16 protein-coding genes are annotated in these 20,581 nt (G+C 71.9%); 10 read left to right on the top strand and 6 right to left on the bottom strand.

The genetic code is table 11. The features are described 5' to 3' along the window. Nucleotides 1-11: 11 nt before the first annotated feature. A complete protein-coding gene (locus tag O7543_RS17055) occupies nucleotides 12-692 on the top strand; it encodes an HAD family hydrolase (protein ID WP_281552917.1) in 681 nt (226 codons plus the stop codon). A 28-nt stretch (nucleotides 693-720) separates the two neighbouring features. Here the strand turns inward: O7543_RS17055 and O7543_RS17050 are convergent, their stop codons facing one another. Continuing rightward, entirely contained in the window at nucleotides 721-1,371 is a 651-nt protein-coding gene (locus O7543_RS17050) for a helix-turn-helix domain-containing protein (protein WP_281552918.1), read from the bottom strand. 42 nt (nucleotides 1,372-1,413) lie between these two features. Between O7543_RS17050 and cysS the strand changes: the two genes are divergently transcribed. The 3 genes from cysS (at nucleotide 1,414) to O7543_RS17035 (ending at nucleotide 6,712) form a co-directional block, all read left to right on the top strand. Continuing rightward, a complete protein-coding gene (cysS, locus tag O7543_RS17045; RefSeq protein WP_281552919.1) occupies nucleotides 1,414-2,829 on the top strand; it encodes a cysteine--tRNA ligase in 1,416 nt (471 codons plus the stop codon). Next, nucleotides 2,829-3,944, top strand: a complete 1,116-nt coding sequence (gene rlmB, locus O7543_RS17040; RefSeq protein ID WP_281552920.1) for a 23S rRNA (guanosine(2251)-2'-O)-methyltransferase RlmB — start codon at nucleotides 2,829-2,831, stop codon at nucleotides 3,942-3,944. The genes cysS and rlmB overlap by 1 nt, the downstream gene beginning before the upstream one ends. An 89-nt stretch (nucleotides 3,945-4,033) precedes the next feature. After that, nucleotides 4,034-6,712 (top strand): Hsp70 family protein, encoded by a 2,679-nt coding sequence (locus tag O7543_RS17035; RefSeq protein WP_281552921.1) that lies wholly within the window; start codon nucleotides 4,034-4,036, stop codon nucleotides 6,710-6,712. Here O7543_RS17035 and O7543_RS17030 read toward each other — a convergent pair. The 5 genes from O7543_RS17030 to O7543_RS17010 form a co-directional block, all read right to left on the bottom strand. Then, nucleotides 6,699-7,310 carry a hypothetical protein gene (locus tag O7543_RS17030; RefSeq protein ID WP_281552922.1) on the bottom strand — a complete coding sequence of 204 codons (612 nt, stop codon included), beginning with the start codon at nucleotides 7,308-7,310 and terminating at the stop codon, nucleotides 6,699-6,701. The two genes, O7543_RS17035 and O7543_RS17030, sit on opposite strands and share 14 nt — an antisense overlap. A gap of 5 nt (nucleotides 7,311-7,315) precedes the next feature. Next, on the bottom strand, nucleotides 7,316-8,215 hold the full coding sequence (locus tag O7543_RS17025) for a carbohydrate ABC transporter permease (protein WP_281552923.1): 900 nt from the start codon (nucleotides 8,213-8,215) through the stop codon (nucleotides 7,316-7,318). Then, nucleotides 8,215-9,096, bottom strand: a complete 882-nt coding sequence (locus O7543_RS17020; protein WP_281555815.1) for a sugar ABC transporter permease — start codon at nucleotides 9,094-9,096, stop codon at nucleotides 8,215-8,217. Before O7543_RS17020 ends, O7543_RS17025 begins: the two co-directional genes overlap by 1 nt. A 221-nt stretch (nucleotides 9,097-9,317) precedes the next feature. Further along, nucleotides 9,318-10,667 carry an ABC transporter substrate-binding protein gene (locus O7543_RS17015; RefSeq protein ID WP_281552924.1) on the bottom strand — a complete coding sequence of 450 codons (1,350 nt, stop codon included), beginning with the start codon at nucleotides 10,665-10,667 and terminating at the stop codon, nucleotides 9,318-9,320. A gap of 18 nt (nucleotides 10,668-10,685) precedes the next feature. Beyond that, entirely contained in the window at nucleotides 10,686-11,720 is a 1,035-nt protein-coding gene (locus O7543_RS17010; protein WP_281552925.1) for a LacI family DNA-binding transcriptional regulator, read from the bottom strand. A 269-nt stretch (nucleotides 11,721-11,989) separates the two neighbouring features. Here O7543_RS17010 and O7543_RS17005 point away from each other — a divergent pair, with 269 nt between their 5' ends. The 6 genes from O7543_RS17005 to O7543_RS16980 all read left to right on the top strand — a co-directional run bounded on the left by O7543_RS17005 (nucleotide 11,990) and on the right by O7543_RS16980 (nucleotide 20,491). Then, complete coding sequence (locus tag O7543_RS17005) at nucleotides 11,990-13,318, top strand: Gfo/Idh/MocA family oxidoreductase (RefSeq protein WP_281552926.1); 1,329 nt, start codon at nucleotides 11,990-11,992, stop codon at nucleotides 13,316-13,318. A gap of 84 nt (nucleotides 13,319-13,402) precedes the next feature. Next, the gene (gene uxaC / locus O7543_RS17000) at nucleotides 13,403-14,872 is read left to right on the top strand and encodes a glucuronate isomerase (protein ID WP_281552927.1); all 1,470 of its coding nucleotides are present in this window, start codon (nucleotides 13,403-13,405) and stop codon (nucleotides 14,870-14,872) included. Further along, complete coding sequence (locus tag O7543_RS16995; RefSeq protein ID WP_281552928.1) at nucleotides 14,869-16,179, top strand: enolase C-terminal domain-like protein; 1,311 nt, start codon at nucleotides 14,869-14,871, stop codon at nucleotides 16,177-16,179. Before uxaC ends, O7543_RS16995 begins: the two co-directional genes overlap by 4 nt. Beyond that, the gene (locus tag O7543_RS16990) at nucleotides 16,176-17,666 is read left to right on the top strand and encodes a mannitol dehydrogenase family protein (protein WP_281552929.1); all 1,491 of its coding nucleotides are present in this window, start codon (nucleotides 16,176-16,178) and stop codon (nucleotides 17,664-17,666) included. Before O7543_RS16995 ends, O7543_RS16990 begins: the two co-directional genes overlap by 4 nt. 31 nt (nucleotides 17,667-17,697) lie before the next feature. Next, nucleotides 17,698-18,882: a Gfo/Idh/MocA family oxidoreductase gene (locus O7543_RS16985; protein ID WP_281552930.1), complete on the top strand. Its 1,185-nt coding sequence runs from the start codon at nucleotides 17,698-17,700 to the stop codon at nucleotides 18,880-18,882. A 250-nt stretch (nucleotides 18,883-19,132) separates the two neighbouring features. After that, nucleotides 19,133-20,491 carry a pectate lyase gene (locus O7543_RS16980; protein WP_348650019.1) on the top strand — a complete coding sequence of 453 codons (1,359 nt, stop codon included), beginning with the start codon at nucleotides 19,133-19,135 and terminating at the stop codon, nucleotides 20,489-20,491. The last annotated feature ends 90 nt before the right edge of the window (nucleotides 20,492-20,581 follow it).

Here is a 20,581-nt window from a genome sequence, read left to right as displayed (position 1 = left end):
ACCCTGGTGGGGTGATTACCACCGTGGTGTTCGACGTCGACGAGACCCTCGTCGACCTGCGGCCCGCGGTCACCGGCGCGCTGCAGACCGTCCTCACCGAGCTGCGCCGGCTGACCCCGCGCGCCGCCGAGCTGACCCTCGGCGACATGGCCGACGACTGGGCGGCCGCGTTCGCCGCCGACCCGTCCGCGCCGGTGATGCAGATCCGCCGGGGCGCCCTGGCCCGCTCGCTGGACCGGGTCGGCCTGCCCGAGCAGCTGGACCGAATCACCGGGATCTTCTTCGAGCGCCGGTTCGCGCTCAGCCGGCCGTACGCCGACACGCTGCCCGCCCTGGACCGGCTGCGCCGCCGGTACGCGGTCGGCCTGGCCACCAACGGCAACAGCCGCGCCGACCGGTGCGGGCTGCGCGGCCAGTTCGCCTTCGAGGTGTACGCCCACGTCGACGGCCTGCCGAAAAAGCCGGACCAGCGGTTCTACGACGCCGTACTGGCCGCCGCCGGGGTCACCGCCGCCGACCGGGTGGTCTACGTCGGCGACTCGATCCCGCACGACGTGGTCGGCCCCCAGGCGGCCGGGCTGCGGGCCGTCTGGCTGAACCGGCGCGGCGAGCCCTGCCCGCCCGAGGTGTGCCCGGACGCCCAGATCACCAGTTTGGCGCAGCTGCCCGACGCCCTCGCCGACCTGTTCTGAACGGCCCGCGCATCCTCGGAAGGAGCGGTCACAGCTCGCTGGCGAGCAGCTGGGACACCGCCTCGGCGGTCGCCTGCACCTGCGCGCCGATCGCCGGCACGTCCAGGGTGCCCATCGTCACCACCCCGACGCTGGCCTCCAGGCCGGGCACGCCGAGCACCGGGGCGGCGACCCCGTACGCGCCGGGCTGCAACTCGCCGCTGCTGGTCACCGGTCCGGGCGTACCGTCACGGCCGGCCAGGATCGCCCGGCCGGCGGCCCCGCGACCGACCGGGTGCCGCGACCCGGCCCGGTACGCCACGTGGAACGCCGTCCAGCTCGGCTCGACGACGGTCAGCGCCACCGCCTCGGCACCGTCGGCGACGGTCAGGTGGGCGGTGGCGCCGGAGGACTCGGCGAGCCGGCGCAGCGCCGGCAGCGCGGCATCGGCCAGCAGCGGCTGTGCCCGCCGGGCCAGCTGCAGCAGCCCGGCACCGAGCCGCAACCGACCGGCGGTGTCGCGGCGCAGCATGCCGTGCGCGGCCAGGGTGGTGGCCAGCCGGTAGACGGCGGCCCGACCGATACCGAGCCGGCCGGCGGCCTCGGTGACGGTGATCCCGCCGGTCGCCTCGGCGACCAGGCCCAGCAGGCGCAGCCCCCGGTCCAGGGTCTGCGCCGTCTCCGCCCCTCGCGCGTGCACACCGACAGAGTACGGACGGGTGCCAGTCGGTACCCTCGTAGCGTGACGCTCCGCTTGTACGACACCGCGACCCGGTCCGTGCGGGACTTCGTGCCCCGCCAGCCCGGCGAGGTCAGCGTCTACCTGTGTGGCGTCACCGTCCAGTCCGCCCCGCACATCGGTCACCTTCGCTCCGGCGTCAACTACGACGTGCTCCGCCGCTGGCTGGCCCACCAGGGGCTGCGGGTCACCTTCATCCGCAACATCACCGACGTCGACGACAAGGTGCTGGACAAGGCGGCCGCCGCGGGTCAGCCGTTCTGGTCGATCGCGTACGCCAACGAACTGTTGCTGGCCGCCGCGTACCGCAGCCTGAACGTGCTGCCGCCGACGTACGAGCCGCGCGCCACCGGGCACATCCCGGAGATGCACCAGCTGATCGAGCGGCTGATCGACCGCGGCCACGCCTACCCGGCCGGTGACGGCAGCGGCGACGTCTACTTCGACGTCGCCTCGTACGCCGACTACGGCGCGCTGTCCGGGCAGCGCCCCGACGCGATGCAGCCGGCCGGCGACGGCGTCGACCGGGCCAAACGCGACCCGCGCGACTTCGCACTCTGGAAGGGCGTCAAGCCGGACGAGCCCGCCGACGCGGCCTGGCGCTCGCCGTGGGGTCCGGGCCGGCCCGGCTGGCACATCGAGTGCTCGGCGATGTGCTGGCGTTACCTCGGCCCCGAGTTCGACATCCACGGCGGCGGGCTGGATCTGACCTTCCCGCACCACGAGAACGAGGTCGCCCAGTCCAAGGCGGCCGGGCTGCCGTTCGCCCGTTACTGGGTGCACCACGGGCTGCTCAACCTGGGCGCGGCGAAGATGAGCAAGTCACTGGGCAACGTCATCGACCTCGGCCACGTCGCCCGGCTCGGGGTGCGTCCGGTCGAGCTGCGCTACTACCTGACCGCGGCGCACTACCGGTCCCGCATCGACTACTCCGACGACGCCCTACTGGAGAGTGCCACCGCGTACCGGCGAATCGAGGGTTTCGTCCGGCGGGCGGCGGAGCAGGTCGGCGCGGTCGCCGCCACCGACATGCCGGCGGGGTTCGCCGCCGCGATGGATGACGACCTGAACACGTCGGCCGCGTTCGCCGTGCTGCACGACGGGATCCGCGACGGCAACAACCTGCTGGCCGGCGGTGATGATGACGCGGTCCGGGCCAGCCTGGGCCGGGTCCGCGCCATGCTGGGCGTGCTCGGCCTCGACCCGCTCGACCCGTCGTGGGGCGACGCCGCCCCGCGCGACGAGCTGCGTGGCGCGGTCGACGCGCTGATCGCCCTCGCCCTCGACCAGCGGGCGCAGGCCCGCGCCCGGCGCGACTGGGCCGCCGCCGACGCGGTGCGTGACCAGCTCAAGCAGGCCGGCGTCACGGTCGAGGACACCCCGCACGGCCCCCGTTGGACCATTGGAGAGCAGACCTGATGCCCGGCAACTCGCAACGACGTGGCCGGCGGGTCACCCCCAAGAAGGGCACCACCCAGGGCTCCGGCGGCAAGAACCGGTCCGGCCTGACCGGCAAGGGGCGCACCCTGCCGGCCGACGAACGGCCGTGGCACAAGGGCTACTCCGGCACCGAGAAGCTGCCGAACAAGACCGCCTGGAAGCAGGAGAAGGAACGCCGGGCGGCGGCCGCCGAGGGGCGCGCGCCGAAGATCGGCGTACCTGGGACGAAGGACACCACCTGGGGTGGCGGTGGCCGCAGCCGGGGCGGTCCGGCGACCGGCCGGTTGGCCCGGGGCGGTGCCCGGTCCGGGCCGCGGGTCTCCCCGGGCCGTAAGGCGCACCCGCCGAAGGACGCCCCGGAGCTGCTGGTCGGCCGCAACCCGGTGGTCGAGGCGCTGCGGGCCAATGTGCCGGCGACCGCGCTCTACGTCGCCCAGGGCATCGACGTCGACGACCGGGTCACCGAGCTGGTACGGACCGCCGGTGACCGGGGCATCGCGATCCTGGAGATCACCCGGGCCGAGCTGGACCGGATGACCGGCGGCGTGCTGCACCAGGGCGTCGGGCTGCAGGTGCCGGCGTACGCGTACGAGCCGTTCGAGGACCTGCTGGCCGCCGCCGCCGAGCAGCCGGAGCCGCTGCTGGTCGCCCTGGACGGGGTGACCGATCCGCGTAACCTCGGGGCGGTGGTGCGCTCGGCGGCCGCGTTCGGCGCGCACGGCGTGTTCGTGCCGGAGCGGCGGGCCGCCGGGATGACCGCCACCGCGTGGCGGACCAGCGCCGGTGCGGCCGCCCGGACCCCGGTCAGCCAGGTGGTCAACATGACCCGGGCGGTGAAGAAGTGCCAGGCCGAGGGGTTCGTCGTGGTCGGCCTGGACGCCGACGGCGAGACCGACCTGTATGACCTGGAGGCTGCGGTGGGTCCGCTGGTCGTGGTGGTCGGTTCCGAGGGTCGCGGGCTGTCCCGGCTCGTCGGCGAGACCTGTGACCTGCAGGTACGCATCCCGATGCACTCCGACGTCGAGTCGCTCAACGCCAGTGTGGCCGCCGCGGTCACCCTCGCCGAGGTCGCCCGCCGCCGCCTGGTCGGCTGACCGGCCGATCGCTGATCAGCGGGTCAGTCACCCGTAGCATGCCCGGGGTCGGTGTCGGGCGGGTTCGGGGTGCGGCGGAGGAACAGCTGATGACAGGGCAGGACGAGGGCTTCGCCCTCGGGGTCGACCTGGGCACCTCCAACACGGTCGCGGTGCTGCGCTGGCCGGACGGGCGGACCCGACCGCTGCTCTTCGACGGCGTGCCGGTCCTGCCGTCCGGGGTGTTCCTCGGCGACCGGCTGCACGTCGGTCGGGACGCGCAGCGGCTCGCCCAGGCCGACCCGGCCCGGTTCGAGCCGAACCCGAAACGCCGGGTCGACGAGCCGACGGTGCTGCTCGGCGACCATGACGTGCCCACTGCTGACCTACTGGCCGCGGTGCTCGCGGCGGTGGCCCGGTCGGCGGTGGAGGCGGTCGGCTTCCTGCCACCGGCGGCGTTGACCTACCCGGCCGGCTGGGGTGCCCGCCGCCGGGAGGTGCTGGCGCACGCGGTGGCCCGCGCCGGTTGGCCGCCGGTCATCCCCGGCGGGCCGGCCACCTCCGGCCCGCCGCCCGTCGGGTCCGGCACGCCCGGGACCCGACTGGTGCCGGAGCCGGTCGCCGCGGCCCGCTACTTCGCCGACGTGCTACGCCGACCGGTGCCGGTCGGGCAGGCCCTCGCCGTGTTCGACTTCGGCGGCGGCACCCTCGACATCGCCGTGGTTCGCAACGACGGAGTCGACCCGCACGGGCGGGCCCGGTTCGCGGTGATCGGCTCCGGCGGCCTCACCGAACTCGGCGGTCTCGACCTGGACGCGGCGCTGGTCGAACAGCTCGGCGCGGTGCTCGATCCGCAGGTACGGCAGCAGTTGGCCGCTCCGGCCACCCCGGCGCAGTGGCGCAACCGCCGGCAGTTCTGGGACGACGTACGCGGGGCGAAGGAGATGCTGTCCCGGGCGTCGTCGGCGCCGGTCGCCGTGCCCGGCGTGGACCGGGCGGTGCACCTGACCCGTGACGAGTTGGAGCGGGTCGCCACCCCGCTGATCGGCCGTGGCGTACGGGAGACGGCCCGGTTGGTCGCGGCCTGCGGGCTCGGGGTCGACCAGCTTGCCGGACTGTTCCTGGTCGGCGGCTCGTCGCGGGTGCCGCTGGTGGCCCGGATGCTGCACAGCGAGCTGGGGATCGCACCGACCGTGCTGGAGCAGCCGGAACTGCCGGTCGCCGAAGGCGCGCTGGCCGACCTGCCTGCGCCGGCGTCCGTTCCGGCCGCGCCGTCCGCCGTCGCGTCACCCGTACCGCCGGTTGCAGCCGCACCATCCCCGGTCTCACCCGCGCCGACATCGGTCCCGCCGGCTCAGGGTCCGCCGCCCCCGGTCCAGCCGCCGCCGATGTCGACGCCGGCGTCCGGCCCGGCGCGGCGGCGACGCCGGCGTCGGCGGCTGCCGTGGCTGGTCGGCGGCGCCGCCCTGGCCGTGGTCGCGGTGACCGTCGCCAGCGTCGTCTACCTGCTGCGGGATCCGGCCCGGCCGATCGAGTTCCGGGCGTTCAGCCAGGTCGGCAAGGCGATCACGGTGCCCGAGGACGCGGACGCCGACTTCACCCAACTGGTCGACGGCCAGGCGTACGGCGGCTACGTCCGCGACGACGGCCGGCTCGGCGTCGTCGCCGTCGACCCGGCGACCGGCGACCAGCGGTGGGACGAGGCGACGACCGTGCGCGCCGACCGGTGGTTCGGCCTGCGGGCCACCCCGGACGCGGTGATCGCCGTCGCCGACGCCTACAGCAGCGCCACCCGGCCAGTCGCGGTGCTCGACCCGACCGACGGCCGGCAGCTGTGGCACTTCGAGATTCTCGGCAAGGACCAGTTGTTCGTCTTCGACGACGTCCTCGTCTGGTCCGACGTGGATGGTGCCCGGCTGGTCGGGCTGGACCTGCGGGACGGCACCGAACGCTGGGAGCACGAAAACCCGGCCGACCAGTACGACGACACCGACACCGCGGTGTACCCGGCGGTGAGCGCCGCCGACCTGACCGGCCCGGCCGGCTTCGACGGCGCCCCCACCACGCCCGACCTGGCCGACGACCGACGGATCGTGCAGCTCACCTCGACTCGGCACGCCCGGGTGTTCGACGCGGGCTCCGGCGAACTGCTCGGCGACCGGTCGAACGTGGCCGCGCCGACCGACCCGGTCGTTGTCTACGCGGGCCGGCTGGTGATCGCGCCGTCGGACAGCAGCGGATACCGGCTGGCGTCGTACGACCTGTCGACGACCGGCGAGTCGGTCAACCTCTACACCCCGGCCGACGACCAGCGGCGGCTGCAGAGCCTCACCCCGTGCGGCGGCACCCGGATCTGCCTGCTGGAATCGACCGGCTTCGGTTCCGACACCAACGAACTCGTGGTGATCGACCCGGCCGAGGACGGCGTGCAGTGGCGGGTGCCGGCCGCCGACTTCGAGGTGGTCGTGCCGGTCGGCGACCAGATCCTGCTACGCCGTACGACGACTCCCTACCTGTCGCTGCTGCTCGACTCCGACGGCGAGGAACTGCTGCGTCGTGACGGGGTGGCGGTAAGGATCGACCGGGCGAACCTGCTGTGGTTCCTGGACGACCCGGGCAGCTACCCGGAGGACGCCAGCGTCGCCGGCGTACCGGCTGCCGCACCGGCCGACCGGCTCGAACTCGGCGTACTGCAGGGCGTACGTACCGTCGCCTGCTCGTGGGACCGTGCGGTGGTCTTCTGCCCGACGGCCGACGGTTTCGTCACGCACCGGTTCATCGCCGGTTGAACCGGCGTAGCACGGCGTGCAGGGCGAACAGGGTGTAGCCGAGCAGGATCGGCGCGAGGATCGGCATGACCAGCACGGTCAGTACGGCGGCGAGACCGACCACCCCGGCGGCGGCCGGCACCGCCAGCGGTCGCCGTTCGGCGATCCGCCAGCTGGCCCGCACCGCCGCCCGCCAGCCACCGGCGCCCCGGCCGATCTCGACCACGACGAGGCCGGCGAAGCCGGCCACCAGCGCGGCAAGCAGCACGGTGCCGACCAGCATCGCCGTGCCGCCGGGCACCACCTCGGCCGAGATCAGCACGGCGTTGCCGGCGAGCAGGAGCGCGCCGACCACGGCGACCACGGTGGCGACGGCTCCGGGCAGCAGCCCGCGCCAGAATCGCCCGGCCAGGTCCCGCAGGTCCGGCCAGTGGCCGTCGACCGTCCACCGGTGGATCGCGGCGCTGGCGGTGGCCAGCGCCGCGCCGGCGGTCAGTACGGCCGCCGACGCGAGCGCGGTGACGATGCCGAGCAGCGCCAGATCGGTGGCGGCCCGCAGAGTGTCGCGCCAGTCGGCGCGGGCCGGTGCCGGGTTGTCCGGCCACCCTGCGGGAGCCATCGACGTCACCCCTTGAGGCCGCTGGTGTTGATGCCCTGTACCAGCATCTTCTGGAACGCCAGGAAGAAGAGGAAGACCGGCAGCAGCGACAGCACCGACATGGCGAACATCGGGCCGAGCGAGGTCTGCCCGGTGGAGTCGATGAACAGCCGCAGCCCGATCGGCACCGTGTAGCTCTCCACACTCGGCAGGTAGATCAGCTGGGTCAGGAAGTCGTTCCAGGTCCAGATGAACGAGAAGATCGCCGTGGTGACCAGCGCCGGCCGGGCCAGCGGCACGATGACGTACCGGAACACCCCGAACGGCGAACATCCGTCGATCTTGGCCGCGTCGTCCAGCTCCCTGGGGATGCCCCGCATGAACTGCACCATCAGGAAGACGAAGAACGCCTCGGTGGCCAGCAGCTTCGGCACGATCAACGGCAGCGGGGTGTCGATCCAGCCGAACGAGTTGAACATGATGTACTGCGGCACGATCAGCACGTGGCTGGGCAGCAGCAGCGTACCGATCATGATGGCGAACCAGAACCTGCGGGCCCGGAACTGCAGCCGGGCGAAGGCGTACGCCGCCAGCAGGCAGGAGACCGCGTTGGCGACCACGGTCGCCATCGAGATCACCGTGCTGTTCCAGAAGAACCGGCCGAACGAGATGTTGCTCAGGTAGTTCCAGCCGTCCGGGTAGTTCGCCCAGGTCGGGTCCTGCGGGATGACCGACAGGTTGCTGGCCACCTCGGTCGGTGACTTGAGTGACGAGCCCAGCACCCAGATCAGCGGGTAGAGGACCACGACCAGGATGGCGACCAGCACCGCCACCCGGGCGACGCCTCGGGCGGTGCCGCCGGCGGCCCGGCGGCGTGCGGCGCTGCCGCCGTCCGCCGTCGACATCGGAGCAGCTTCGGTAGCCATCAGTCGTTGTCTCCGTCCGAGTAGTGCACCCAGAACCGGCCGGTGCTGAAGAACAGCACCGTGATCAGGCCGATCGCGATCAGGAAGACCCAGGCCAGCGCGGACGCGTATCCCATCTGGAACTCGGTGAAGCCCTTGGTGTAGAGGTACAGCGTGTAGAGCATGGTCGAGTCGACCGGCCCGCCGGTGCCGTTGCTGATCACGAACGCGGCGGTGAAGCCCTGGAATCCGTTGATCGTCTCCAGCACCAGGTTGAAGAAGATCACCGGGGAGAGCATCGGCAGGGTGACGTTGAAGAACTGCCGGATCTTGCCGGCGCCGTCGACCGAGGCCGCCTCGTACAGCTCGGTCGGCACCTGCTTCAGCCCGGCCAGGAAGATCACCATCGGAGCGCCGAACTGCCAGATGGCCAGCACCATCAGGGTCTCCAACGCCCAGTCCGGGTCGTTGACCCACGGCTGTCCGGTGATGCCGAACAGCCCGAGGAAGTCGTTGAACGCGCCGTCGCCGCTGAACATCGCCCGCCAGATCAGCGCCAGCGCGACGCTGCCGCCGAGCAGCGACGGCAGGTAGAACAGGCTGCGGAACAGCCCGACCCCGCGGGTCTCCCGGTTGAGCAGCAGCGCGACGCCGAGAGCGGCGGCCAACTTCAGCGGTACGGCGACGAACGCGAAGATCAGCGTGACCTGCACCGAGTGGCGGAAGGTCTGGTCGTTGACGAACAGGTCCCAGTAGTTCTCGAAGCCGACCCACTCGACGAACTCCCAGGAGGACAGGATGTCGTAGTTGGTGAAGCTGAGGTAGAGCGAGAACAGCATGGGGAAGGCAGTGATCGCCATCAGCCCCAGCAGCCACGGGGACAGGAAGACGTATCCGGCCAACCCTTCGCCGTGCCGCCGGCTGCCGCCCTTGGCGCTGCCCCGCCTCCTGTTCGTGTCCGCCGGGGCAGTGTCGGTACTCGTGGCCGGGACGGGTTTCGTGGTCAGGGCCACGATCTGGCTCCTTTCTCGGATCACGGGTCGTGGTGCCCACGGCCCGGATTCCGGTCGTGGTGCCCACGGCGGACGCCGTGGGCACCACGACCGCGCAAGTCCGGCCCGGACTACTCGAGGGTGGCTTCGGCCTGTCGGAAGAACTCCGCGGCGGCGTCGGCCGGGCTGGCCTGGCCGTAGGTGACGCTCTCGGCGACCGTGGTCAGGGTCGACCGCAGCGGTCCGTGGCCCTGTGGCGGCGGTGCCGGTGCCGGGCCCATCTGCGGGATCAGCGCGTTCTCGAACTCGACCGTCGCGGTCATGTACGGGTCGTCGAGACCCGCCTGGACCGTCTCCCGGTTGTCGATGTTGGACGGCAGGCCCCGGTCGACGCCGAGGATCTGCGCCGCCTCCGGGTCGTTGGCCAGGAAGTTGATGACGTCGGCGACGACCTCCGGGTGCTCGGTGGAACGCGACCCGGCCCAGTACAGCGACGCCCGCGCCCACTGGCCCTTCGGGTCACCGGGGTAGGCCACCATGCCGAGTTCGCTCTCGGTCGACTTGCCCAGCTCGGAGAGCTGGTTGGACCACATGAACGAGGTGGCCCCCTTGCCCGTCACCACCAGCTGGTCGGAGACGCCGCCGCCGACCGCCTCGTGCACCACGTCGGCCGGCGGGGTTGCCCCGGCCTCCCGGGCGTCCAGCCAGAACTGGAACCACTCGGTGAGGTCGGCCTCGGTGAAGGCGAGCTGCGGCCCGTCGTAGAACTCCTTGCCCTGTGAGCGCAGCCACAGCCAGAGCGCCTTGTAGTCGGAGCTGGGGTCCATCGCGCCCCAGTATCCGTCGCCGGCCGCCTCGGTCACCTGGGTGCCCCAGGCGATGAACTCGTCGTAGGTCCAGCCGGTCTCCGGCTCCGGCAGGCCGAGCTCGGTGATCTTCGTCTTGTCGTACACCAGGGCCGGGGTGTTCTCGCCGGCGGCCACGGCGACCTGCTTGCCGTCGATCTGCCCGTACTGGGTCAGGCTCTCCGGGTGGTTGCTCAGGTCGATGTCGCCGGAGGAGACGAACGGCGTCAGGTCCAGGGTGACGTTGCGGCCGGCGTACTCGGCCAGGCCGTTGTCGTCGATCTGGAAGATGTCCGGCGCGTTACCGCCGGCCGAAATGGTGGCCAGCTTGTCGTAGTAGCCGGTGAACGCCTGCCAGGTCGGGTTGATGGTGACGTTAGGGTTCTTCTCCTCGTACAGGTCGAGGGCCTGCTCGGTGAGTTCGGCACGGGACTCGCCGCCCCACCAGAAGAACTCGATGGTGACCGGCGCGTCCGGGTCGCTCGACGCGTCGTCGTCGCCGCAGGCGGCGGCGCCGAGGACCAGCGGCACGACGGCGGTGGCGGCGATGCCGCGCAGCAGGCGGCGCCGGCCGAAGGGGGTACGGTGAGCACGCGTGGCAGGCGTGTTCGCCGTCGGTGATGTTGCGGGGTGCATTGCGCTCACTCCTTGGGGTTAGGAGGCGACATCGGCCGGCGCGGCGGCAGCCGCGTCGCCCGGGTCCGCATGGCTGTGCGGCCCCGGGCCCGTCGAGTCGCGGATGACCAACTCGGTCTGGAGCGTTACCTGGGCGGTGGTGCGACGGTCGTCGCCATGCTGGAGCAGCATGTCGACGGCCGCCCGACCGGCGGCCGCGTTCGGTGTGGCCACCGTCGTCAATTTGGGTCGGGTGAGCCGGCTCAGCGCGATGTCGTCGATGCCGACCACGCTGATGTCCCGGGGCACCGCGACCCCGTGTGCGTCGAGCCCTTCGATCAGGCCGATCGCCATCAGGTCGTTGTAGGCGAGCACGGCGGTCACCTCTGCCCGGCGGACCTGTTCCGCCGCGGCGATGCCGCCGCCCTCGGTGGGCGGGTTGGGGCCGATCACGGTCAACGTGACGTCCGCCGAGCGGGCCGCCGAGGTGGCGGTCCGCCGGATCTCCCGGTTGGTCCACGACCCGCGCGGGCCGCCGAGCAGCGCGATCCGCCGGTGGCCGAGGCCGATCAGGTGCTCGACGGCGAGCCGGGCACCCTGGCCGACGTCGATCACCACGTTCGGCAGGCCGGTCACCTGCCGGTTGATCACCACCAGCGGTACGTCCCGGCTGAGCTGCTCGATCAGGCTGTTGCTCATCCGGGGGCTGCACAGCAGCACCCCGTCGACCTGCTTGGCGAGGGCGTGGACCAACTCCTCCTCGACCGCCGGGTCCTCGTTCGTGTCGGTGACGAAGATGTGGTAGTCGCGGTGCCGGGCCTGGCTTTCCGCCGCCTTGATCAGGGGCGGGAAGAACGGGTTGGCGATGTCGGCAACGATCAGCCCGATGTTGTGGGTCCGGCCGGTGATCAGCGCGCGGGCCGCCCGGTTGGGGCGGTAGCCGAGATGCTCCGCGCAGGCCAGCACCCGGCTGCGGGTCTCCGGGTTGACCAGATGCGGTGCCGAGAACGTGCGGGACACGGTGGAGATGTGCACTCCGCAGGCCCGTGCGACGTCTCGAATGGTGGCTGGCACGCGTCGTCCTTCATCGATGTGGTCGCCGTCCGGTGCGGGCGGCGACCGGTGTGGCTGGGGTCACGTTGGTTCGCCAATTAATGCAAACGGTTGCTCAAGTGTCAACGGTCTTCGATTGCGGATTTGTTGCGGCCGTGGTCATGCCAGGTGTTCGAATCCTCGTGTAACCCCTTAAATCGGGCAGGATGGTTTCCGGGCATTGACGAAGGTGTCCGTCTCATGGCAGCTTCTGCTGCAAACCTTTGCAGCCAACCCGGAGGCGGAGCAGGATGTCCCCAGAACCCGATCGGCGGCTGCGCTACGCGCTCGTCGGCACCGGCGCCCGCGCCGAGATGTTCGTCCGGTCCCTGGTCCTCGACTACCGGGACAGCGCCGAACTCGTCGCCTTCGCCGACAGCAACCAGGCCCGGATGGACGCGCACAACGCCTGGCTGGAGGAGCTCGGTCGCGACGCAGTGCCCACCTACCCGGCCAGCGAGTTCGTGACCATGCTGAGCAAGGAACGGGTGGACGTCGTCCTGGTCACCACCGTCGACCGGGTGCACGACGAGTACATCGTCGCCGCCCTGGACGCCGGCTGCGACGTGATAACCGAGAAGCCGATGACCGTGGATGTGCCGCGCTGCCGACGCATCCTCGACGCGGTGGCACGGACCGGGCGCACCGTACGGGTCGCCTTCAACTACCGGTACAACCCGCTGCACGAACGGGTCCGCCAGGTGCTCGCCGACGGCGAGATCGGCGAGATCGGCTCGGTGCACTTCGAGTGGCTGCTCGACGTGCGCCACGGTGCCGACTACTTCCGCCGCTGGCACCGCGACAAGGCCAACTCCGGCGGCCTGATGGTGCACAAGGCCAGCCACCACTTCGACCTGGTCAACTGGTGGCTGGACGCGACCCCGGTGCAGGTCTACGCGGCCGGCCGGCTGTTCTTCTACGGCGAGCCCGGCCGCCGGCACGGCTACGCCCGCGACTACGACCGGGCACACGGCGAGGTCGCCGCCGCCGGCGACCCGTTCGCCCTGCAGATGGCCGCCCACCCCCGGCTGCGCGCGCTCTACCTGGAGGCCGAGGCCGAGGACGGCTACCACCGTGACCAGAACGTCTTCGCCCCCGGTGTGACCATCGAGGACGACATGTCGGTGCTGGCCAGCTACTCCACCGGGGCCACGATGACGTACCACCTCACCGCGTACGCCCCCTGGGAGGGCTACCGGGTGATGTTCAACGGCAGCAGGGGTCGGCTCGAGCTGGAGGTGGTGGAGAGCGACTTCGTCAGCCCGTACGCCGCCGGCGAACTCAAGGGCGCCGCCCTGCACGGCGTCCAGGCGGCGGTGGAGGAGGGCTGGGCCAAGATCACCGTCCGGCCGTTCTGGGAGCAGCCCCGTCAGGTGCCGGTCGCCGGCTACACCCGGGCCGGGCACGGCGGTGCGGACGCCAAGATGACCGCGGTGCTGTTCGGCGGCGAGACCGACCCGATGGGACGGGCCGCCACCGCCCGTGACGGTGCGCTCGCGCTGCTCACCGGGCTGGCCGCCAACCGGTCCTTCGAGACCGGCCAGCCGGTCCGGGTGTCAGACCTGCTCACCGTCGACTGACCGGCGGTCTGGCCACGGCGTACCGGCCGGCACCACCCACCACAGCGACGACCCCGATCCCGTACCCACGAGGAGCCTGCTTCCGTGTCCCCGCAACCCGACCGGTCGGACCAGCTGTTCCCGGCCGAACCCACCCAGCGGGCCATCGCCCGCGAGCTGTACGCGCACGCCCGGGACCTGCCGGTCATCTCGCCGCACGGCCACGTCGACCCGGTGCTGCTCGCCGACGACGAGCCGTTCCCCGACCCGGCGCGGCTGCTCGTCGTGCCGGACCACTACGTCACCCGGATGCTGCTCAGCCAGGGCGTCCCACCCGGCGAGCTCGGCGTACCCGTGCGTGCCGGGGTCCGGCCACGGCCACCGGCCGGTGACGGCGACTACGCCACCGAGACCGACGGCCGGGCGATCTGGCGCAAGCTGGCCGCCAACTGGCACCTGTTCCGGGGCACCCCGTCGCGACTGTGGCTGGAGAAGACGTTCGCCGAGGTGTTCGGGGTGGACGTTGTCCTCGGCCCGGACACCGCCGACGAGGTCTACGACACCATCGCGGCACGGCTGGCCGAACCGGCGTACCGGCCCCGGGCGCTGTTCGAGCGCTTCAACATCGAGGTGCTGGCCACCACCGAGTCGCCCCTGGACGATCTCGGCCGGCACGCCAAGCTGGCCGCGGACGGCTGGGGCGGCCCCGGCGGGCGGGTGATCACCACGTTCCGGCCGGACAACGTCGTCGACTTCGAGTTTGACGGCTGGTCCGACAACGTCGCCGCCCTCGGGGCGATCACCGGCGCCGACACCGGCACGTACGCCGGCTTCCTCGACGCGCTGCGGTCCCGGCGGCGGGCCTTCATCGCCGCCGGCGCGACCAGCTCCGACCACGGTCACCTGACCGCGCTCACCCTGCGGCTGGACCGGCGCGAGGCCGCCGAACTGTACGACCGGGGGCTGCGCGGCGTCGCCACCGCCGCCGACGCCGAGGCGTTCCGGGCCCACATGCTGGTCGAGTTCGCCCGCATGTCCATCGAGGACGGCCTGGTGATGCAGTTGCATCCAGGTTCGGTGCGCAACCACAACAAGTGGCTGTACGCCACCCACGGCCGAGACGTCGGCGGCGACATCCCGCAGGCCACCGAGTACCTGCACGCGCTGACCGCGCTGCTCGACGCGTACGGCAACGACCCGCGGCTGCGGATCGTCGTCTACACCCTCGACGAGTACACCTTCACCCGCGAGCTGGCCCCGCTCGCCGGCGGGTACGCCGCCCTCTACCTCGGCGCGCCCTGGTGGTTCCTGGACTCCCCGGAGGTGCTGCGCCGGTTCCGGGAAGCGGTCACCGAGACCGCCGGCTTCTACAACACCGCCGGCTTCGTCGACGACACCCGGGCGTTCTGCTCCATCCCGGCGCGCCACGACGTGGCCCGCCGGATCGACGCCGGCTTCCTCGCCCGGCTCGTCGCCGAGCACCGGCTCGGCCTCGACGAGGCCGCCGAGACCATCGTCGACCTGGCGTACCGGCTGCCCAAGCGGGTCTTCAAGATCGGGGAGAAGCTGCCATGACCGTCACCATCACCGGCGTCGACGTGCACGACGTACGGTTCCCGACCGCCGCGGCCGGCGACGGCTCCGACGCGATCAACCGGGGCGACTACTCGGCCACCTACGTCGAGCTGCGCACCGACTCGCCGGACGGGGTCTTCGGCGCCGGCTTCACCTTCACCAACGGCCGCGGCAACGAGATCACCTGCGCGGCGGTACGCGCATTGGCCCACCACGTCACCGGCCGGACCGTCGCCGAGATCGTCGCCGAACCGGTCGCCTTCTGGCGGTCGCTCACCGCCGACGTGCAGCTGCGCTGGCTCGGCCCGGAGAAGGGCGTCATCCACATGGCGTCCGGCGCGCTGGTCAATGCCGTCTGGGACCTGCGGGCCAAACTGGACGGCAAGCCGCTGTGGCGGCTGCTCGCCGAGATGCCGACCGACGAACTCGTCGCCAACATCGACTTCCACCACATCCGCGACGCGATCACGCCGGACGAGGCCGCCGCCATCCTGGACAAGGGGCTGACCGGCCAGTCCGACCGGCTCGCCGAGCTGCAGCGCGACGGCTTCCCGTCGTACACCACCTCGGTCGGCTGGCTCGGCTACCCCGACGACAAGGTCCGGGCGTTGACCCGGGCGGCGTACGCCGACGGCTGGCGGGCGATGAAGATGAAGGTCGGCGGCCCGATCGACGACGACGTACGCCGCGCCCGGATCATCCGCGCCGAGATCGGCCCGGACGCGCTGCTGATGATGGACGCCAACCAGGTGTGGGACGTCGACGAGGCGATCGCCAACATGGCCCGGCTCGTCGAGGTCGACCCGTACTGGATCGAGGAGCCGACGCACGCCGACGACGTGCTCGGCCACGCCCGGATCGCCGCCGCCGTCACCGAACTGTCCGACGGGCGCTGCCGGGTCGCCACCGGCGAGGTCGCCGCCAACCGGGTGATCTTCAAACAGCTGATGCAGGCTGAGGCGATCCGGGTGTGCCAGATCGACTCCTGCCGGATCGCCGGGGTCAACGAGGTGCTGTCGGTGATTCTGATGGCCGCCAAGTTCGGTGTGCCGATCTGCCCGCACGCCGGCGGCGTCGGCCTCTGCGAGTACGTGCAGCACCTGGCGATCTTCGACTACCTGCGGGCCGGCACCTCGCTGGACGGGCGGATGGTCGAGTACGTCGACCACCTGCACGAGCACTTCGTCGACCCGGTCCGCACCCGGGGCGGCCGCTACCTGGTGCCCGAACAGCCCGGTTACAGCGCCACGATGAAGCCGGCGTCGATCGCCGAGTTCTCCTTCCCGGACGGGCCGGTGTGGCGGTGAACGACGACATCCCGCTGCTCGGCCTGGACACCCTGGGCCGGGTGCCGGCCGACGCCCGACCGGTGGTCCGCCCCGGCGACGTCGGCGCCGGCATCGTCCACCTCGGACTAGGTGCCTTCCACCGGGCCCACCAGGCGGTCTACACCGAGCAGGCAGTCGCCACCGCCGGCGGTGACTGGGGCATCATCGGCGTCGCACCGCGCAACATCGACGTGGTGCGGCGGCTCACCGACCAGGACTGCCTGTTCAGCGTCACCACGCTGTCCGCCGCAGCGGCCAGGACCCGGGTCGTCGGTGCGCTCACCGGGGTCCGGCACGCCGCCAGCGACCCGGCGGCGGTGGTGGCCCTGCTGGCCGACCCGGCGATCCGGGTGGTCACGCTGACCGTCACCGAGAAGGCGTACCAGCTGGACCCGGTCACCGGGCGGCTGCGGCCGGACGAAGCGGTCGCCGCTGACCTGACCACCGACCGGGCGCCGACGACCGTGCCGGGCCTGCTGCTACGCGGGCTGGCCGCCCGCGCCGCCGCCGACGCCGGCCCGCTCGCCCTGGTCAGCTGCGACAACCTGCCGTCGAACGGACGCCGGCTTCACGGGCTGGTCACCGAGTCCCTGGCGTACGCGAAGGTGCCCGACGAGACCGCCGACTGGGTGCAGGCCAACGTCACCTTCCCCGGCACCATGGTCGACCGGATCGTGCCGGCCGCCACCGCGCAGACCCTGGCCGCCGCCCGGTCCGCGCTCGGCGTCAGCGACCTGGCGGCGATCGCCGGGGAGCCGTACACGCAGTGGGTGATCGAGGACGACTTCCCCGGCGGCCGGCCGGCCTGGCAGACCGCAGGGGCGGTGCTGACCAGCGACGCCGGCCCGTGGGAGCGGCTCAAGCTGCGCGGGCTCAACGGGGTGCACTCGGCCATCGCCTACCTCGGGGCGCTGGCCGGGCACGACACCATCGCCGAGGCGCTGGCCGGTATCCCCGGCCTGCCCGAGGTGCTGCGCCGGCTGATCGCCGAGGACGTCGCGACCAGCTTCACCCCGCCGGACGGGGTGTCGGTCGTCGGGTACGGCGAGTCGGTGCTGGAGCGGTTCGCCAACCCGGCGATCCGACACCGCACCATCCAGGTGGCGATGGACGGCTCGCAGAAGTTGCCGCAGCGGGTCCTGCACACCATCGCCGACCGGCGGGCGGCCGGCGACCGGCCGTACTGGTCGGCGCTGGTGGTCGCCGCCTGGATGCGGTTCGCCCAGGGGCGGGCCGACGACGGGGCCGAGTTGCCGCTGGACGACCCACTCGCCGCGCGGATCCGGGCGGCGCTGGCCGGGTCCGGGGGCACCCCGGCGGGCGTGGTGGCCGCGCTGCTCGGGCTCACCGAGGTGTTCCCACCCGAGCTGGCGGCCGACCCGGAGGTCCACGAGATGATCACGACCTGGCTGACCGCGCTGGACCGGCACGGGGTGGTCGGCGCGCTGACCGGCGCGGCCGGCTGACCGCGGTCGTCGACAGGTGGAGGTTCCCGACGTGAGGAGCACCCCGCCCCGGGTGGCCCTGATCGGTGCCAACGGGCACGGATTGTGGCACCGGCGGCAGATCGCCCCGCTGCACGACGCCGGCGAACTGCGCCTGGTCGGCCTGGTCGACGTACGGCCGGTCGAGCCGGCCCCCGACGCTCCGGTCCCGGACGGGGTGCAGGTCGACACCGACCACCGGCGGATGCTGGCGCAGACCCGGCCGGACGTGGTGGTGATCTGCACGCCGCCGTACACCCATCTGCCGATCGCGCTTGACGCGCTGGCCGCCGGCGCAGACCTGCTGCTGGAGAAGCCGCCGGTGCTGTCGCTGGACGAGCACCGGCGGCTGACCGCGGCGCTGGCCCGGCACGGCCGGGTCTGCCAGGTCGGTTTCCAGGCGCTCGGATCGGCGGCGTTGGCCGAGTTGACCGCGGCGGCCACCGGCGGTCGGCTCGGCTCGGTCACCGGCATCTCGACGGTCGCCTCCTGGCAGCGCGACGACGCGTACTACCGGCGGTCGCCGTGGGCCGGGCGGCGTACGGTCGACGGCCGGCCGTCGCTGGACGGGGCGCTGGCCAACCCGTTGGCGCACGCCACCATGCAGTGTCTGGCGGTAGCGGCGGCGGTGGATCCCAGCCCGCCGGTGCTGGTCGAGTTGGAGCGCTACCGGGTGCGGCCGATCGAGGTGGACGACACCGCGTCGATGCGGATCACCCTGGACTCGGGGCTGGCGATCGTGGCCGCGGTGACCCTGGCCGGTGAGGAGTTCATCCCCGGTGAGGTGCTGGTGCACGGCACGGCCGGCGCCGCGGTGCTGGAGTATCCGACGGACCGGCTGCGGCTGCCCGGCGAGCGATCGATGCGGCCGGTGCCGGGGCGGGCCGGGCTGCTGGAGAACCTGCTGGCGCACCGCAGGGATCCGTCCGGTGTACCGCTGATCGCCCCGCTGGCCCGGACCGAGGCGTTCACCGCGCTCTTGGAGGTGGTGCAGGACGCCCCGGAGCCGTGTCTGCTCGGTCCGGACCGGACGGTCGCGACCGGGGTGGCCGGAGCGGACCGGGTGCTGACGATCGAAGGGGTGAACGCGGTCGTCCGACGCGGTGCGGCCGAGCTGGCGCTGTTCTCCGAGCAGGAGGTGCCGTGGGCGGTCAGACCGTACCGGACCCGGCTGGCGCAGGGGGTGGTGGGCCGCTGACCTGGTCGGCGGAGAACGTACTGCAAATCGACGGCCGCCGCCGGTGCGCGAAGTCGGACAGATCAGTCGTCCCCTCGGCAAACTGATGCCGGGTAAATAGGTCTCGCCCGAATGTAATGCAAACAATCTGCAAACAATCTGCAAACAGATTGCATTGACACATTCCGTGATGAAATTTATCGTTTGGGTTCAGGAAGATTGCGTCAGTGTTGTGTGATCGAGTCCAGACAATAGTTTGCGGAGTGTGGTAATGCGACTGAGGAGATTGACTGCCGCTGTTGCCGGAATCGCGATCGTGGCGGTGCTGCCGGCCCCGGCCGCCGCCGGCCGGGACACCGGTTCCGACCGGCTGTCCTGGACGGCCCGGTCGCTGGGCCGCCAGGCGTTGCCACCGAACGACGGCTGGGCGGCCGCCGGTGCCGGCACCACCGGAGGATCGGCGGCCAGCCAGGACAACGTTCACGTGGTCGACAGCCGAGCCGAGTTGATCGACGCCCTCGGCGGCGACAACGCCACCAACCGGAACAACGACACCCCGAAGATCATCTACATCAAGGGCACGGTCAACGGCTTCGAAGGCCCGGACGGCAACCTGCTGACCTGCGCCGACCTCGCCGACCCCGAGTACGACTTCGACGAGTTCCTGGTCACCTACGACCCGGCCGTCTGGGGATACGAGAACGACCCGAGTGGCCCGCTCGAGGACGCCCGTCGACGGTCGGTCACCAACCAGACCCGGTACACCCAGATCAACGTCGGAGCCAACACCACCATCATCGGGCTGCGCGGAGCCCGGCTGGAGAACCTGACCCTGATGGTGGACAGCGTCCGGAACGTCATCGTCCGCAACGTCGTCTTCGACGACGCGTACGACTGCTTTCCCGCCTGGTCGCCGGATGACGGCGACGCCGGCAACTGGAACTCCCAGTTCGACCTGATGTCGGTGCGTCGCTCGGAGAATGTCTGGGTCGACCACAACACCTTCACCGACGGCGACAACCCGGACAGCGCCCAACCGATCTACTTCGGCCGGCCGCTGCAGGTGCACGACGGAGCGCTCGACATCACCCACACAGCCAGCCTGGTGACCGTGTCCTACAACCGGTTCGACGGCCGGGACAAGGTCATGCTGATCGGCTCGTCGAACACTGTCGGCCCCGACGTCGGCCGGCTCAACGTCACCCTGCACCACAACGTCTTCGACGGCAGCCTGCAACGGCTGCCCCGGATCCGGTTCGGTCAGATCGACGTCTACAACAACCACTACGAACTGTCCGGCGACGATTTCGAGTACGCCGTCGGAGTAGGCGTACAGGGCGCACCGTACCTGGAGAACAACTCGTTCCGGCTGGGCTCCGGGATCGACACCGCCGACCTGCTGCACGACTGGGGCGGCACCGTGCTGACCGAGAAGGGCAGCTGGGTCGGGCAGGGTCACCGGCCGCTGCGCCCGGCCAGCCTGCTCGACGCGTACAACGCGGCGAACGAGCCGGACCTGGGCGACGACGCTGGCTGGACCCCGACCCTGCGGCACGGGGCGGTGCTGCCCACCGCGGTCGTCCCGATCTACACCCGGCTCACCGCGGGCGCCGGCAAGCTCCCGGTCTGACCCGTCGGCAGGCTGCCGGTCTGACTGACCAGCCCGGCCGGGTCACAAGCGGGGTGGGCCGGCGAGACGCCCGCCGGCCCACCCCTTTTC

It is taken from the genome of Solwaraspora sp. WMMA2080, assembly GCF_027497395.1.
Classification (GTDB): Bacteria; Actinomycetota; Actinomycetes; order Mycobacteriales; family Micromonosporaceae; genus Micromonospora_E.
This window is presented reverse-complemented; position numbering and strand designations above follow the sequence as displayed.

Bases quoted from the DNA above. Each gene is read 5' to 3' on its own strand.
- rlmB (WP_281552920.1), top strand. From the start codon at position 2,829: ATGCCCGGCAACTCGCAACGACGTGGCCGGCGGGTCACCCCCAAGAAG.
- O7543_RS17035 (WP_281552921.1), top strand. From the start codon at position 4,034: ATGACAGGGCAGGACGAGGGCTTCGCCCTCGGGGTCGACCTGGGCACC.
- O7543_RS17030 (WP_281552922.1), bottom strand. From the start codon at position 7,310: ATGGCTCCCGCAGGGTGGCCGGACAACCCGGCACCGGCCCGCGCCGAC.
- O7543_RS17025 (WP_281552923.1), bottom strand. From the start codon at position 8,215: ATGGCTACCGAAGCTGCTCCGATGTCGACGGCGGACGGCGGCAGCGCC.
- O7543_RS17015 (WP_281552924.1), bottom strand. From the start codon at position 10,667: ATGCACCCCGCAACATCACCGACGGCGAACACGCCTGCCACGCGTGCT.
- O7543_RS17005 (WP_281552926.1), top strand. From the start codon at position 11,990: ATGTCCCCAGAACCCGATCGGCGGCTGCGCTACGCGCTCGTCGGCACC.
- O7543_RS16995 (WP_281552928.1), top strand. From the start codon at position 14,869: ATGACCGTCACCATCACCGGCGTCGACGTGCACGACGTACGGTTCCCG.
- O7543_RS16980 (WP_348650019.1), top strand. From the start codon at position 19,133: ATGCGACTGAGGAGATTGACTGCCGCTGTTGCCGGAATCGCGATCGTG.